This is a genomic window from Actinophytocola oryzae (genome assembly GCF_004364325.1).
Lineage (GTDB): Bacteria > Actinomycetota > Actinomycetes > Mycobacteriales > Pseudonocardiaceae > Actinophytocola > Actinophytocola oryzae.
Map to the genome: position 1 here is coordinate 21009 of NZ_SOCP01000033.1, position 15300 is coordinate 36308.

Sequence of the window (15300 nt, forward strand, 5' to 3'; positions counted from 1 at the left end):
GGAGAAATGGTGGGCCGACGGAGATTGTGGCGTGGCGGGGCGGTGGTCGTTCTGGCGTCCGCCCTGGCCGCGGGGGTGGTCGCGAGCATGACGCCGGGGGCGGTGGCCCAGCAGGAGGCCACCGCGGGCCGGGGCGAGCCGGTCTCGGTCACCCTGGTCAGCGGGGACCGGGTCGAGCTGTGGGGGACCGACAAGTCGGCGCCGCTGCGGGTCGACCCCGCGCCACGTGGCCACTCGGTGCCGTTCCAGGACTTCTGGCACGACGGCGACCGCTACGTCGTGCCGGGTGACGCGGCCGTGCTGCTGTCGCGGGGAATGCTGGACCGCGAGCTGTTCAACGTCACCGGGCTCATCCGGCAGGGCTACGACGACGCGCACACCGCCTCGGTGCCACTGCTGGTCGAGTACGCCGACGCCGGTGCGCGAGCCCATGCCGCGGTGCCCGCGGGTGCCTCGGTGCGCCGGTCGCTGCCCGCGCTCAACCTGACCGCGCTCGACCAGGACAAGGACAGCACGACGACGTTCTACGGCGCGCTGGCACCGACCAACGCCAGGAGCGCCGCCGGCGTGCGCAAGGTCTGGCTGAATCAACGGGTTCGCGCCACCCTGGACCAGAGCGTGCCGCAGGTCGGCGCGCCCGCGGCCTGGCGGCGCGGGCTGACCGGAGCCGGGGTGCGGGTCGCCGTGCTGGACACCGGTATCGACACCGACCACCCCGACCTCGCGGGCAAGGTCGCCGTCAGCCAGGACTTCACCGGGACCGGCGGGGTCGAGGACGGCTACGGGCACGGCACGCACGTCGCGTCGATCATCACCGGCAGCGGTGCCGCGTCGGGCGGGAAGTACCGCGGCGTCGCACCGGACGTGACCCTCGCGGTCGGCAAGGTGCTCGACGACGCCGGGTACGGCACCGACGACAGCGTGCTCGCCGGGATGCAGTGGGCGGCGGCTGAGTCGGGCGCGAAGGTCGTCAACATGAGCCTCGGCGGCGGCCCCAGCGACGGCCAGGACCCGATGTCGCTCGCCGTCGACGCACTCAGCCGCCAGTACGGGACCCTGTTCGTGATCGCCGCGGGCAACTACGGGGCGGACCGCACGGTCGCCACGCCGGGGACGGCGGACGACGCACTCACCGTCGGCAGCGTCTCCAAGCAGGACGTGCCGAGCGACTTCTCCAGCCGTGGCCCACGCCTCGGGGACGGCGCGGCCAAGCCGGAGATCAGCGCACCGGGTGGCGGCATCGTGGCCGCGGCACCCGCGGGCGTGGCGCCGCTCGGCGAGACCGTCGGCGACGCCTACCAGAAGCTCGACGGCACCTCGATGGCCACCCCGCACGTGGCCGGTGCGGCGGCGATCCTGGCCCAGCAGCACCCGGACTGGACCGGAGCCACGCTGAAGTCGGCTCTGGTCAGCAGCGCGCACGAGATCGCGGACGCCGGGGTGTACCAGGTCGGCGCGGGCAGGCTCGACGTGGACCGGGCGACCGCCACCCCGGTCGTCGCGACGGGCGCGGTGTCGGTGTACCTGCCGTGGCCGAACACCGGGTCGCAGGAGCGCAGGACGGTCACGTGGACCAACACCGGCACCGCACCGGTGACCCTGGCGCTGGAGGCCGACCTCGTCGACAGGCTGGGCAGGCAGGCCCCGTCCGGGCTCCTCACCCTGCCCTCGGACAGTGTGACCGTGCCCGCGGGCGGCAGCGTGCCGCTCGAACTGCTCGTCACCGGCCAGGACGGTCACACCGGGACCTACTCCGGGGTGCTCGTCGCGACGGACGCCGGGGGCGCGGTGCAGACCCGCACCGCGATCTCGGTGTACCAGCAGGAGCAGCGGTTCTCGTTCACGCCGGAGCTGTTGGACCGCAACGGTGTCGAGCCCGTCGACGAGTTCCAGTCCTCGGCGTATGTCATCGACCTGGAGACCGGCGACATCTTCTACGCCTCCTCGGGTCAGACGATCTCGCTGCCCCGCGGCCGGTACGCCGTGCACGCCGCGATCGCCACCGTGTCGCCGGGCCAGGAGTCGTCCTACACGACGATCAGCCATCCCGAGCTGAACCTGGACCGGGACCTCACCCAGGTGTTCGACGCGAGGATCGGCCAGCCGGTCATCGCCGAGCCGGACAACCCGGAGGCCCGCGGCGGGACGCACGCGTTGTACGTCATGTCCCGGGTCGAGGAATGTGACTGCCTTTACGCCTTCTACACGGATGTCGACGCGCGGTTCGAGCCGCTGTTCGCGGCGACCCTGCCCGGCACGGCGTCGGACGCCTACTCGCTCGGCACCGCGCGTCGGGCCACCACGCCGGACCTGGAGATGGTGGCGAACGACGGGCAGCCGTTCGACGTCCACCTCCAGGCGCTGATGGGTCAGCCGCCGAGCGAGGAGGCCACGCTCACGGCCGTCTACGGCGGCTCGGGTACGCCGGAGGACCTGGACAAGATCGACGCCACCGGGAAGCTCGTGGTGGTCGAGTTCGACCCGAACCTCGGCAGGGAGGAATGGCTGCGGCGGGCCCTCGACATCACCAGGGCGGGCGGCAGGCTGGCCATGTTCCGGTTCGTCGACGAGGGCGCGACACCGCTGCCGCCCGGCGACCCGGTCGAGGGTGAGCCGGTGCCGGTCTTCTACGGCCACGACAGCGGCACGGTCGACCGGCTCACCGAGCTGGTGAAGAAGGGCGAGACCACGGTCGAGTACGCCAGCCGGGCGGCCACCGAGCAGCGCTACGAGCTGCTCTACGGCGTGCGGCGGCAGGTCACCGCGCCGGTCGTCTACCGGCCGAGGACCCAGGACCTGGCCACCATGCGCGCGGCCTACCACGACAACGCGCCGAACACGGCCGGGTTCGTCGCCTTCGGCAAGCTGTTCGGCCGCTACGTCGGCACCGGGTGGTTCGCGCGGACGGCAGGCGGGCAGGAACGGGTGGAGTACTTCACCCCGACCGAGTGGGACCTCTCCGCCACTGCCGGCCCGTACCTCCAGTCCGACACCGCGACGCTCGCCGCCGACCGGCCACCCGTCCGGGTCGTCTGGAACAAGGCGGTGGTCGGCCCGTCGCTGCGCGGCACCACGAAGAACTTCGTGCCGGAGGAGCCGCATCCCTGGTCGTGGCGCAACGACGGGAAGATCAACGTCAAGCTGCCGATGTACGGCGACGCGGCAGGCAGGCCGAGGATGGTCGAGACCTTCGCGGGCAACGTCACCGGATCGGTCACCGTGTCCCGGGACGGCGTCGCGCTCGGTACCGGCTCGGTCGGCGACTTCTCCGAGTACCTGGTGCCGGACGGGGACGCGGCCTACCGGGTGGTGGCCGACGCCCGCCAGTCCGACGCGACGTGGACACTGTCCACAGTGGTCACCGCGGAGTGGGACTTCCGGTCCTCCTCGGCCGGGGATGGCAAGGCGCTGCCGATGCTCACCACCCGCTTCGACCCGGCACTGGACGTGCACAACCGGGCGCCGGGTGACCGGAAGTTCTCCTTCCCGGCGTACGTGGAGCGGCAGGACGGGCCTGCGCGGATCGCCTCGTTGTCGGTGGACGTGTCCTACGACGACGGCACGACCTGGAAGGCGGCCGAGGTCCGGCGCGACCACGACCACTGGACGGTGACCGTGCGGCACCCGAGGACCGGCTACGTCACACTGCGGTCCCGTACGTCCGATGCGGACGGGAACCGGATGGCGCAGACGGTCGTCAGGGCGTACCAGCTCGGCTGACGGGCACGAGGCCGCGGCGGCACCACGGGTGTGGTGCCGCCGCGGGGGCCCGGCGTGCGCCCCCGCATCGGCCGCGCGATGATCGGGCCGCACGTGTGCCGCCGATCGGAGCGAATGATGAAGGCAGTCCGTTTCACCCGGTTCGGGGGGCCGGAGGTGCTCGAGATCGTGGACCTCCCGGCGCCGCATCCCGGTCCCGGCCAGGTCCGGATCGCGGTGCACGCGGCGGGTGTGAACCCGAGCGACTGGAAGAAACGCGCCGGCCAGCTGGACGAGGAGCTGCCCCAGACCATGGGTCACGAGGCGGCGGGCGTCGTCGACGAGCTGGGTGCGGGAGTCGGCGACGTGGCCGTCGGCGACCGCGTGTTCGGCCTGTCCGAGGAGGGAGCGGCGCAGGCCGAGCTGGCGGTGCTGTCCCACTACGCGCCGATCCCGCCGTCGCTCGACTTCGCGGGTGCCGCCGCGCTGCCCGCCGCCGTCGAGACGGCCACCCGCGCGCTCGACCAGCTCGGCGTCGGTCCCGACAGCACGCTGCTCGTCAACGGCGCCTCCGGCAGCGTCGGCGGTGCCGCCCTCCAGCTCGCCGCGGTGCGTGGCGCGCGGGTGATCGGCACCGCGAGCCCGGCGAACCACGACTACCTCCGCTCGCTCGGCGCCGAGCCCGTCGCGTACGGGGACGGCCTCGTCGAGCGGGTCCGCGTGCTCGCGCCCGACGGCGTCGACCTCGCGCTCGACGTCGCGGGCAGCGGTGTCCTGCCCGAGCTGGTCGACCTCGCGGGCGGCCCGGAGCACGTCGTCACGATCGCCGACTTCCTCGGCGCGCGGCAGCACGGGGTGCGGTTCAGCAGCGGGGACGCGGGCCGTGCGCTCCACGTGCTCGCGGAGATCGGCGAGCTGGTCGAGTCGGGACGCTTCTCGCTGCCGGTCGTGCGTACCTTCCCGCTCGACGAGGTCGCGGAGGCACACCGCGTCGGCGAGAACGGGCACGCGCGCGGGAAGCTCGTGCTGACGGTCAGCCGAAGCTGAGCGAGGTCAGCATCGGCCGCAGCTCACGCACTCCCGGCAGGTTCATGGCCGCGCGGGCCGACCGCGACATCCAGATGCCCCGGCCCAGGGGCAGCGGCAGGTCCCGCACGCCGGCGACACCGGGGATCTCCCTCGGCAGGCGGGCGGCCTCCGCAGGCGTGAAGCCGAACGGCATCGGGGGAGCGGTGTACCGGTCGGACAGGCGCAGGCGTCCCCGCACCGTGCGTGCGCTGAACCACTTCGGGATCGAGTCGAAGAACAGCCGTCCGCCGGGGAACCGCCCGGCGCAGTCGGCGATCAGCGACATCACCTCGGCACGTTCGAGGTACATGAACAGCCCCTCGGCCGAGACGAACACGCCGTTCGCCGGGTCGACGCGGTCGAGCCACGCCCGGTCGAGCGCCGACATCGCCAGCGTCGTGACCCTCGGCTCGTCCGGCAGGACCGCCTCCCGCAGCCTGGTCACCGCGGGCAGGTCGACCGACAGCCAGTCGATGTCGGGGTTCCGCAGGCGCCAGTAGGTGGTCTGGAGCCCTTCGCCGAGCGCGACCACCGTGGCGTTCGGGTGCGCGGCCAGGTAGTCGCGGATCTCCCGGTCGAGTGCCAGCGTCCGCAGGGGATGCGTCTGGCTCGGCCTGCCGAACCGGTCGTAGTCGTAGTAGATGGCCTCGTAGAGCCGGACCGCCCACGGGTCGTCGATCAGCGCGTCCGGACGCCGCGCTTCCTCCGCGCGGTTGCGCAGCGTCCAGAGCGTGGTGGCAGAGACACCGTCCAGCCGGTCACCGTTGATACTCACCGGCCCATCGTGGCCGGGGAGAACAGTCCTGGCTTGTACGAATGTCCCCCGGTCTACCGGCCGCGGACCCCGGGACGCACCAGACCCGCCACCGCGACGGCGATCAGCATGACGGACGCGACCGCCGCGATCACGGGCAGGATCGCCGCCTCTCCCGCGTCGGCCATCTGCCAGACCGCGTAACCCAGACACAGCACGCCGGCAAGCAGGCTCAGCCAGCACGAGCCCGCGGTCCTCGGCACGAAGTGCCAACGGTTCTCGCCGTTCATGCGAACCTCCACAGTAACGAACCGATCTTCTCGGTGGTCAGTTACCCACCACGCTGTCGGGCAAACCTCGGGCTGTGCCGCCACAATGGGCCGATGTCCTCGTACTCGGTCAACCCAGCCGGCGTCGAGCACGCCCGTCGGCTGATCGACGCACGTCAGTACGTCGTGCGCAGCCAGTGGCGTGACGCACAGCCCGTCGCCGAGGCGGAGAACGCCTATCTCGACGCGCACTCGTGGGACGAGTACGGCCGGTGGCACCTCGCGCTGACCGACGGCGCGGGCGAGGAGTCCAAGGCCCGCTACGCGTTCGTCTTCGGCGACTTCCGCCGCCTGCACCGGATGGGGCTCATCGCCTGCCACTACCGCGCGGCCGAGTGGGGGCACAAGGACGTCGAGCTGGCCGCCCACGATCTGCTCCAGTACCTCGACGACGCCAGGGGCTGACGCCGCCCGACGGGCGGGACGGCCGCCGAGGGACGAAGCTGGGGCCCATGAAGGTACTGGTCACGGGTGCGTCGGGGTTCGTCGGGCGGCGGTTGGGCGCCGCTCTCGTTGACGAGGGGCACGAGGTGCGGGCGATGACCCGCAGGGTCGCCGACTACGGGGGCGTGGGCACGCCGGTGTACGGCGACGTGCAGGACGCGGACTCGCTGCGCACGGCACTCGAGGGCTGCGAGGCGGCCTACTACCTGGTCCACTCGCTGGACGACCGGCGATTCGCCGAGCGGGACGCCGACGCCGCGCGGACGTTCGGGAAGGCGGCCGAGGCCTCGGGAGCGGAGCGGATCGTCTACCTCGGGGGGCTCGGTGACGACAGCGGCGAGCTGTCCGAGCACCTAGGCAGCCGCCGGGAGGTGGAGACGCTCCTCGGTGAGGCAGGCGTGCCGGTCACGACGCTGCGCGCGGGCATCGTCATCGGCCACGGCGGCATCTCGTGGGAGATGACACGCAAGCTCGTCGAGCGCCTGCCGCTGATGGTGGTGCCGCAGTGGGTGCACACCCGCTGCCAGCCGATCGCGGTCGCCGACGTCATCCACTACCTCGTCCGGGTGCTCGACGCACCGGACGCGCGGGGGCGGGTGTTCGAGATCGGCGGCCCCGACGTGTACTCCTACCTGGACATGATGCGCAGGCTCTCGGTCATCGAGGGCCGGTTCCTGCCGATGCTGCCCGCGCTGGTGCCGATGGTCGCACCGGTCACCTGGCTGTCCGCGCAGTGGATCGCGCTCTTCGCCGGTGTCGACGCGCAGACCAGCCGCAACCTGATCGACTCGATGAACACGGAGATGGTGGTGCGCGACCACGGCATCGAGGAGGTCGTGCCGCACGAGCCGATGGGGTTCGACGACGCCGTGCTCGCCGCGCTGGCGGAACGTGCGAAGGAGACGAGGTCCGACGCGGACGCGCTGCGATGAGGCGGGTGGTGAGGGCACTGCTGCGGCAGGTGCCGCTCGCGGACCGGGAGACGGCGGCGGCACTGCGGCGCAGGAGGAGGGTGGTCGCGGTCACCGCGGTCACCGGGGCCGGGCTGCTCGGCGCCTCGCTGTCGACGCCGCCCGGGTCACCGCGCTTCTACCGCCTCACCGCGGCGACCGCGGCGACGTGGATCGCGGGCGGCCTCCTGTCGGGCCCACTGCACCTCGGTCGCTCGTTCGGCCGAGGCGACCGCCTGACGCGACCGGTCCTGGTGCCCGCGCTGCTCGGCGTGGCCGCGTTCGCGCCGTTCTACGGGTGCGCGCTCGTGTGCAGGCGCATCGGGCCGCTCAACCGCATGCTGACGTCGATCCTCGCCTACGCCCACCGGGGGAGCGACGGTCCGGTGCTGGCCACCACCCTGCTGAACGGCGCCGCGGAGGAGGTCTTCTTCCGCGGCGCGCTGTACGCGGCCATCAGCGGCCCGACCGCGCCGATCACGGTGTCCACCGGCACCTACGTGCTCGCGACGACCGCCACCCGCAACCCGATGCTCGTGGCCGCGTCCGCCGTGATGGGCTCGGTGTTCGCGGTGCAGCGGCACGTCACCGGCGGCGTACAGGCCTCGACGATCACCCACCTCGTGTGGTCCGCCCTCATGCTGCGGTTCCTGCCGCCGCTGTTCCCGCCCCCGCCCCGCGTTCCGGGTCACACCTCGAGGTGACGCAGGAACTCCCCGGCGAGGGCCGCCCAGTCCGCGACGGGGAGGTCGCCGCCGATCACCGTGGCGGCGTAGTCGAGGTCCGCGCGGTCCTCGGGTGACCAGTCCCCTTGCCGCGCGTTGACGAGGAACTCGCCACCGCGGTGCTCCCAGTACAGCGCCCACGCCTCCTTCGGGTCGTCCGCGCCCGTCATGACCGACACGCCGTCGGCCCCGTCGGACAGGTCGGTCTCGATCTGCGGGAACCGCACCCGGTGGACCCAGGACAGCCACGTGGTCTCGAACGCGGCACCGAGCCGGCCCTTGTCGGCGGGTAGCGCGTCGCGACCGCACGCGACGAGTCCGAGCGCGATGCCCTCCGAGACGGCGTTGCGTTGCGCTGCTGGTGTCAGGGCCATGGTCACAACCTAGTGCCGGTGGGCACCTGCTCTGCGGATATACGTTCGCGAAACGGGTGGCGGACGAGGTGGCGTTAGCGTCGGGGCAAGGACTCCACGCGAAGGGCGCTGCGGTGGCTGAACCGGGTGGGCTCGGGCCGGATCCCCGGCGGGTGCGCGACCTGCGCGGGCTGGCCGGGGAGCTGGACCTGTGCCGGGTGCGGGCGGCGGCGGGCACCCTGCGCACGCGGGTCAGCCTGGAGGACCTCGTCCGGCTGGTGGGCCTGCCGCGCTCGACGCTGCACCGGTACGTCACCGGCAGGACACTGATGCCCTCCGCGGTCCTCGACCGGATCGTCATCGCGCTCGGCGCCACCCCGGCGGAGCAGCGGGAGTGGAACGAGGCCTGGTACCGGCTGCACGGCGGCGGCGCGCCCTCGGTCGTGCCGTGGTGTCTCCCGCCGCCCGCACGCGGGTTCACCGGCCGGGCACGGGAGTCGGCGGCACTCGACGGCCTGGTGCCGTCGGGGGAGGGCGTCGTGCTCGCGGCCGTGACGGGTGGCCCCGGCGTCGGGAAGACCGCGCTGGTCGTGCACTGGGCGCACCGGGTGCGGGAGCGCTTCCCCGACGGCTGCCTGTTCGTGGACCTGTGCGGCTACGGCCCCGACCGTCCCCTTGACCCCGCGCAGGCGCTCGGCACGCTGCTCGGCAGCCTCGCGCCGGACGAGCCGGTCCCCGCCGAACCCCCGGTGCGGGTGGCCCGCTACCGGTCACTGCTGGCCCGCAGGAAGATGCTGGTGCTGCTGGACAACGCGTCGTGCGCCGAGCAGGTGCGGCCGCTGCTGCCCGGCGCCGGTGCGGGCATGGTCGTGGTCACCGGCCGCGACGACCTCGCCGGTCTCGTCGCGGGCGACGGCGCGCACCCGGTCGGCCTCGACGTGCTCCCGCCGCAGGATGCCGTGGCGTTGCTGGAGAACCTGCTCGGTCCCGGCCGCGCGAGCCCCGGCCTCGCCTGGCGTTGCGGTCTTCTCCCGCTGGCGCTGCGGGTGGCCGCACTCGGTGGCCGCGTCCCCGCCGAGGGCCTCGGCTGGCTGGAGACCGGTGACCCGCGCACCGACGTGCGTACCGTGTTCTCCTGGTCGTACCGGGCCGTCGCCGACGCCGATCCCGAGGCGGCGGCCCTGTTCCGGGCGCTCGGCCGCCACCGGGGCGCGGACGTCGACCTCGCGATCGCGGCCGCACTCGGGCACACGACCCCGGAGCGCGCCGGACGACTGCTCGCCACGCTGGTGCGCGCCAACCTCGTCCAGGTCGTCCCCGGCGGCTACCGGCTGCCGCACCTGCTGGCCGCCTACGCGGCCGAACTGTCCGCCGACGCCGGACTGCGCAGCGCCCGAGGGGGATGCGAGCGGTTGCCCCTCCCGCCCGCATCCCGGGGGTTGGTCAGTTGAGGTGTCTGAGCCGGAACGAGAGGAAGCAGGCGCCGCCGCGGTTGTCCGTGTCGAAGCCCATGGTCACGGGCAACGCGCCGGTCTGCACGGTCCGGTACTGGTTCGTGCCGAGCGGCAGCGCGCCATGGCACTGGCCGCCGTCACCGTTGAACTCCCACAGCACGTCGAGCGCCACGTCGTTACGGCCGGTCGCGGTCAGCGTCAGGTCGCACCAACCGGGACGGTGGTCGGTGTCGATGGTGATCCTCGGGTCCATCCACCACCGGAAGGGCGCCGGGATCGGCAGGACCGGCACGGTCTGGGTCCCGGAGACGCCGGGGCACTGGCCGTCGGCGCCGCCGGGGCTCTCCGCGAACAGGTAGTTGAGGTTGAAGCCGGTCAGCGAGCCGTCCTGGTTGTTGAAGCCGAACCAGAGCCCGCAGCCGCCGACGCGGTTGTCCGAGTCGAGGACGAGCGGCTGGGTCCACCCACCCTCGCCGACCCACTGGACGGACTCTCCCGAGGAGCCGTCGTCGACCCGGCACTGACCGTTGTTGGCGTCGTCCTTGAACCTGACCCCGAACTCGGCCGTCGCGGTGACCCCGAGCGTGTCCGCGGCCGCGGGCGGACCTGCCACGACGACCAACCCGCCCGCGCTCAGCACACCGCACGCGATCGTCGCCAGCTTTCTGCCCAACACTCGCATCGTCATGTAGAAGCTCCTGCGTCGATGAAGTGGTACGCCGGGGCGGCCCGGTCGACGGGCCCTCCCTCGGCGTGGTCAGTGAAACACCGCGGGTGACCGCCGCGATCGCGTGTGGGACAGAGTGGGAACTATCGGGAAGCCGCGGTCAGCCCGACCCCGTGACGCGGCGCGTCAGGTCCACTCTGGACCGCACGTGCAGCTTCGCGAAGGCGCGGGACAGGTGGGTCTCCACGGTCTTGGGGCTCAGGTAGAGGCGCTCGGCGATCTCGCGGTTGGTCAGCCCTGCGGTCGCGAGGTCGACGACCTCGCGTTCCCGCGTGGTGAGGGCCGCGAGCCCGTTCTCGTCCGACCGCCGGGGTCTCGGGGCACGCGCGGCGAACCGGCGCTCGTCCCGTGCCAGCTCGGCGGACAGCCACGTCGCGGCGCTCGCCGCGTAGAGCACCTTGGCGCGCCCGAACTCCTCCCTGGCGGCGCCGAGCCTGCCGGTGCTCGCGTACAGCTCGGCGAGGAGCTGGCGGGCGATCCCCTCCTCGACCGGCGAACCCGCCTCGGCGAACCGGGTGACGGCGGTGCGGGCTGCTTCGGTACCCGCATCGGGGTCCTCGGCGGCCCACCGGACCCTGGCGAGCGCGTGGTGCGCCGTCGCCAGCTGGTGGGCGCCCGCCGACCGCTCCGCGCGGCGCAACGCCTCCCCGGCCTGGCGGCGACCGTCGTCGAGCAGGCCGCACGCCACGCTGGCGACGGCACGCAACGCCAGGCGGGAGGAGGCGGTCGCCCCGTCGGCGCTCTCACCCGCCAGCTCGGCCAGACAGCCCTGCGCGTCACCCGCGGCCAGGTACACCTCGGCGCGGCCCAGCTCGGCGAGTCCCGACCACCAGCCGCCGCCGGGCCGCCCGTCCTCACCCGACCGGCCCGCGACGCCGAGCGCTGCCCTCGGCCCGTGCTGCCACAGCGTCGGGCGCAGCCGCACTGCCATCGCCATGGCCACGGCCTCGCCCGCGTTCATGACGGCGGCGCAGTCCAGTGCCTCGTCCGCCGAGGCGAGCGCCTCGGTCAGCTGTCCGCGCCTGGTGCGCACGTAGGCGTCGACGATCAACAGGTGCGGCATGGTGTGGGCGAGACCGCTGCCGCGCGCCAGCTCCAGCGCGCGGCCGATGTGGCGGGTGGCGCGCTCGGGGTGACGCAGGTGCAGCTCCACCCACGCGAGCGGCCCCAGCGTGCCCAGCTCGGGGAGCAGCGCCGCGTCCGGTGCCGCGTCGACCAGCCAGGCCGCCTGGTCGACGTGGGTGCCCGCCGAGTCGCTCTCGTCGCACTGCAGCAACCCCAGCGCCAGCACGGCGTGCGCGGCGGGCACCAGCCCGGTGTCGTGGTCGCCCTCCGCTGCGGCGAGCGCCTCGCCCGCGTGGCGGCACACTGCGGCCGGGTCCTGGCACAGCAGGTCGACGCCGGCCAGCTCCAGCAGGGTCTTGGCGGTCGGCGCTCCGCGGGCGGGCAGCCGGTCCAGCTCGTTGGTGAGCAGTGCCCTCGCCTCGTCCAGCTTGCCGAGTAACCGGTACACGACCGCGCAGAACGCGACCGCCTCGGTCCGGTGCGGGCCGTCCGCCTGGATCACGTCGTGCAGCAGCTTGCGGCTCTCGCCCAGCTCGCCGGACAGGCCCAGGGTGCGTGCGAGCAGTATCCGCAGCTCGTCGGCCACCCCGTCGGCGGGTTCCGTGCGGTCCGACAGCAGCTGCAGCGCCCTGCGTGCCAACCTGGCCGACATCGTCGGCGAGGCGTGGCGGGTGGCGGTCGCGGCGGCGGCGAGCGTCGCGACGGCGTCCTCGTCGCCGGGACGGGCGGACCGTTCGACGTGGTGTGCCCGCACCAGCAGGGGACCGTGGCGGTCGGCGAGGTAGTGCGCGATCCGGCCGTGCGCGTGGACGCGCCAGCCCGGTTGCGACAGCCAGTACGCCGCGGCACGCACGAGCGGGTGGCGGAAGCGGAAACGCGGTCCCTCCGGTGCGGTCATGCCGGTCCTGGTGAGCACGTCGAAGGCCGCCGCGACGGACTCGTCAGGCAGCTCGGTCACGTACGCGACGAGGTCGCGGTCGGCGGGGTCGCCCGCGACGGCGGCGGCCTGCGCGACGAGCAGCGGTTCCGGGGCGAGCGTCGCCAGCTCGGCACCCAGCACGTCGAGCAGCGCGCGTTCCGGCACGATCCGGTCGTCGACGGCCTGCCTGGCGAGCGCGGTCAGGGTCTCCTCGTCGGTCTCGGCGAGCGCCCGCAGGTAGAGCGGGTTGCCGCGGGTCGCCCGGTGCAGCAGCGTGCGCCGCTCGTGGGGCTGTGTCGGGAACATCGCCGCCACGTCGTCCTCGCCGAGCGGCTCGACCGCCAGCTGGACGGCCGCCGAGTCCAGGCGTACCAACGCGTCGGCGAGACCGGGCGGCGGCTGGGCGACGCGGTGCGCCACCGCGACCAGCACCGGGCCCCTGGGCGGTCTGCGCAACAGGTACTCGGTCAGCGCCAGCGAGGCGGGGTCGGCCCAGTGCAGGTCGTCGAGCACGAGGATCGCGCCGCGCCGCCCGGCCTGCCCCTCCAGCAACCGCCGCACACCGCGGAACAGCCGGTAGCGGTCCAGCTCCGCCTGCCCGCCGCCGCTCGCCGCGGTCAGCAGGTCCAGCTCGGGCGGCGGCGCACCGGTCGCGGCGAGCCGTTCGAACGCGTCGATGAAGATGCCGAACGGGACGTTCTGTTCGAACTCCGTTGCCCGGCCACGGTTCACCGGCAGCCCGTGCCCGCCGGCCCGCTCGGCCAGCTCACCGAGCAGCAGCGTCTTGCCGACCCCCGGCTCGCCCCGGATCGCCACCGCCCGAAACGATCCGGCCATGACGTCGGCCAACGCGCCGTCGATGGTGTCGAGCTCGAACCGTCGCCCGACCAACTCCGCCCCAGGTCGCGCCATCCCCGGCCCTCCGGAAGTTCGGCGCACTCCGCTTGTCTTTTCGGAACGGGGCGGGCGACCGTTACCTTCCCTTGTCAGGGACCGCGTCGGGGCATCACCCGATGCTCGCCGCCCGTCCGGTCCGGTACCCCTGTGGGAGACCGAGACTGGGGGTGCGATGGACTTCCGCGTACTGGGGCCGCTCGAGGTCGTCAGGGACTCGCGGCCGGTGGAGCTCAACGCCGCGAAGCAACGCACGCTCCTCGCCGTGCTGATCTGCCACCGTGACAGGGCAGTGCCGCGGGACCAGCTCGTGGATGCCTTGTGGGGCAGCAGCCCGCCGAGGTCGGCGGCGGACAACCTGCGGGTGTACGTGTACCACCTGCGCCGCGCGCTGGGGGACCGCGCCAGGATCGTGCGCAGGCCGCACGGCTATGCGGCGCTCGTCGCGCCGGGCGAGCTGGACGTGGACCGCTTCGGCGAACTGGCCAGGCAGGGACGGGAAAGCAGCAACCCCCGCACGGCCGCCGCGGCGTTCCGCCGGGCACTGGACGTGTGGCGTGGCGCGCCGTACGCGGACGTCGCCTCGGTGCCCATGCTGCGCGAGGAGACCCGCAGGCTGGAGGAGTGCCGCGAGACGGTGTCGGAGCTGTACGTCGACGCGGAGCTGGCCCTGGGCAGGCACGTCGAGGTCCTCGCCGACCTGACCCGCCTGGTGGCGGCGTATCCGCTGCGGGAACGCCCGCACGCCCAGCTGATGCTCGCGCTGCACCGCGCGGGCCGCCGCGTCGAGGCCCTCGCGGTCTACGACCGGCTGCGGGTGCGGCTGGCCGACGAGGTGGGCCTGGACCCGAACCTCCGGTTGCGGCGGCTCCACCTCGCGGTCCTGCGTGGCGACGCGACGCTGGAGGGGCCGGTCGAGGTACCGAGGGTGCCCCCGGTATGCCCTTTCCCCGGCCCCGCCGCGTTCGAGGCGACCGACGCGCCACTGTTCTCGGGACGGGAACACCTTGTGGCCGAAGGCCCGGCGCGGCTCGCGAGGTGGTCGTGACGGGGCCGACCGGCAGCGGCAAGTCATCGCTCGCCCTGTTGGCAAGGACGCTCCGCGTGCTGTGGGAGCACCGCGCACCCTCGACGAGACGTTCGAGGCCGCGCACGAGACGGTGCCCTCGGCGTGTCCGCGGTGCCGCACCGGTGGCCGCCGCGGGACGAGTCACCAGCCGAGCTCGCCCTCGTCCTCCTGGACGCCCCGGCGACAGGCCGCGCGAACAACACGGCGTTCTACGTGAGCCTGTCGGGTGAACGGCACATGGTGGGGCCTGGGGGCGCCAGGATCAGCGCGGAGTGGACGGACACCCTGCCATCCTGACGGACGCGGTAGCAGGGAGACGTGCTCCCTGCCACCGCGTCGTCACGGCTCCACGACGGCCACGGTGACCCGCGACAGCGGGCAGCCCGCGCACGGCCCCGTGAGCCAGTCGTGCACACCCGCGGCGTCGATCCGTCCACGCTTCCGCGTCAGACTTCCTGTCCAACCCTCTCTAGGCGGGCTGCCACAGTTCGATGCGGTTGCCCTCGGGGTCGGTGACCCAGCCGAAGCGGCCCACGCCGTCCATGTCCTGGGTTTCCTCCGCCACCTCGGCGCCCTTCTCGCGGAGCTGGGTGAGCATGGCGTCCAGGTCGCGGACCCGGAAGTTGAGCATGGTCTGCTGGGTCCGCGACCCGAAGTACTCGGTCTCGGGTTCGAACGGGGCGAAGACGGTCGGTCCCGCCTCCTGTTGCCACATGCCGTTCTCGTCCGCGTCGATACCGAGGCAGTCCCGGTACCAGGCACCGAGCACCGCCGGGTCCGTCGCGCGGATGAAGTACCCACCGATGCCGAGCACGTGCTCCATGCCGCGATCCTGCCAGCCCCGCCATCC

General features: G+C 73.3%; 14 protein-coding genes. 8 read left to right on the forward strand and 6 right to left on the reverse strand.

Going from position 1 to position 15300, the window contains the following annotated elements; translation table 11 throughout:
• The first annotated feature begins 42 nt into the window (after window positions 1–42).
• Window positions 43–3720, forward strand: coding sequence for a S8 family serine peptidase (locus CLV71_RS46095; protein WP_133909313.1), 3678 nt, complete (start codon window positions 43–45; stop codon window positions 3718–3720).
• A gap of 117 nt (window positions 3721–3837) precedes the next feature.
• Window positions 3838–4746 (forward strand): NADP-dependent oxidoreductase, encoded by a 909-nt coding sequence (locus CLV71_RS46100; RefSeq protein ID WP_133909314.1) that lies wholly within the window; start codon window positions 3838–3840, stop codon window positions 4744–4746.
• On the opposite strand, the gene CLV71_RS46105 is transcribed toward CLV71_RS46100, so the two are convergent.
• Both CLV71_RS46105 and CLV71_RS46110 read right to left on the reverse strand, forming a co-directional pair.
• Complete coding sequence (locus CLV71_RS46105; protein ID WP_133909315.1) at window positions 4733–5542, reverse strand: class I SAM-dependent methyltransferase; 810 nt, start codon at window positions 5540–5542, stop codon at window positions 4733–4735. The two genes, CLV71_RS46100 and CLV71_RS46105, sit on opposite strands and share 14 nt — an antisense overlap.
• A gap of 53 nt (window positions 5543–5595) precedes the next feature.
• Window positions 5596–5811, reverse strand: coding sequence for a hypothetical protein (locus CLV71_RS46110; RefSeq protein WP_133909316.1), 216 nt, complete (start codon window positions 5809–5811; stop codon window positions 5596–5598).
• Window positions 5812–5904: 93 nt separating this feature from the next.
• Between CLV71_RS46110 and CLV71_RS46115 the strand changes: the two genes are divergently transcribed.
• The 3 genes from CLV71_RS46115 to CLV71_RS46125 are packed head-to-tail and all read left to right on the forward strand — an operon-like array spanning window position 5905 to window position 7948.
• Complete coding sequence (locus CLV71_RS46115) at window positions 5905–6255, forward strand: hypothetical protein (protein ID WP_133909317.1); 351 nt, start codon at window positions 5905–5907, stop codon at window positions 6253–6255.
• Between the two features lie 47 nt (window positions 6256–6302).
• Window positions 6303–7226 (forward strand): NAD(P)H-binding protein, encoded by a 924-nt coding sequence (locus tag CLV71_RS46120; RefSeq protein WP_133909318.1) that lies wholly within the window; start codon window positions 6303–6305, stop codon window positions 7224–7226.
• Window positions 7223–7948: a CPBP family intramembrane glutamic endopeptidase gene (locus CLV71_RS46125; protein WP_133909319.1), complete on the forward strand. Its 726-nt coding sequence runs from the start codon at window positions 7223–7225 to the stop codon at window positions 7946–7948. The genes CLV71_RS46120 and CLV71_RS46125 overlap by 4 nt, the downstream gene beginning before the upstream one ends.
• On the opposite strand, the gene CLV71_RS46130 is transcribed toward CLV71_RS46125, so the two are convergent.
• Window positions 7933–8343 (reverse strand): hypothetical protein, encoded by a 411-nt coding sequence (locus CLV71_RS46130; RefSeq protein ID WP_133909320.1) that lies wholly within the window; start codon window positions 8341–8343, stop codon window positions 7933–7935. The genes CLV71_RS46125 and CLV71_RS46130 overlap by 16 nt on opposite strands.
• Window positions 8344–8456: 113 nt before the next feature.
• Between CLV71_RS46130 and CLV71_RS46135 the strand changes: the two genes are divergently transcribed.
• A complete protein-coding gene (locus CLV71_RS46135) occupies window positions 8457–9773 on the forward strand; it encodes a helix-turn-helix domain-containing protein (protein ID WP_133909321.1) in 1317 nt (438 codons plus the stop codon).
• On the opposite strand, the gene CLV71_RS46140 is transcribed toward CLV71_RS46135, so the two are convergent.
• Window positions 9766–10464, reverse strand: coding sequence for a hypothetical protein (locus CLV71_RS46140; protein ID WP_133909322.1), 699 nt, complete (start codon window positions 10462–10464; stop codon window positions 9766–9768). The genes CLV71_RS46135 and CLV71_RS46140 overlap by 8 nt on opposite strands.
• A 139-nt stretch (window positions 10465–10603) precedes the next feature.
• Complete coding sequence (locus tag CLV71_RS46145) at window positions 10604–13399, reverse strand: ATP-binding protein (RefSeq protein WP_133909323.1); 2796 nt, start codon at window positions 13397–13399, stop codon at window positions 10604–10606.
• A gap of 157 nt (window positions 13400–13556) precedes the next feature.
• Here CLV71_RS46145 and CLV71_RS46150 point away from each other — a divergent pair, with 157 nt between their 5' ends.
• Both CLV71_RS46150 and CLV71_RS46155 read left to right on the forward strand, forming a co-directional pair.
• Entirely contained in the window at window positions 13557–14429 is an 873-nt protein-coding gene (locus CLV71_RS46150; protein WP_166664539.1) for an AfsR/SARP family transcriptional regulator, read from the forward strand.
• A gap of 123 nt (window positions 14430–14552) precedes the next feature.
• On the forward strand, window positions 14553–14747 hold the full coding sequence (locus CLV71_RS46155; RefSeq protein WP_133909325.1) for a hypothetical protein: 195 nt from the start codon (window positions 14553–14555) through the stop codon (window positions 14745–14747).
• 172 nt (window positions 14748–14919) lie between these two features.
• Here the strand turns inward: CLV71_RS46155 and CLV71_RS46160 are convergent, their stop codons facing one another.
• Window positions 14920–15273 (reverse strand): VOC family protein, encoded by a 354-nt coding sequence (locus CLV71_RS46160; protein WP_133909326.1) that lies wholly within the window; start codon window positions 15271–15273, stop codon window positions 14920–14922.
• Between the last annotated feature and the right edge of the window lie 27 nt (window positions 15274–15300).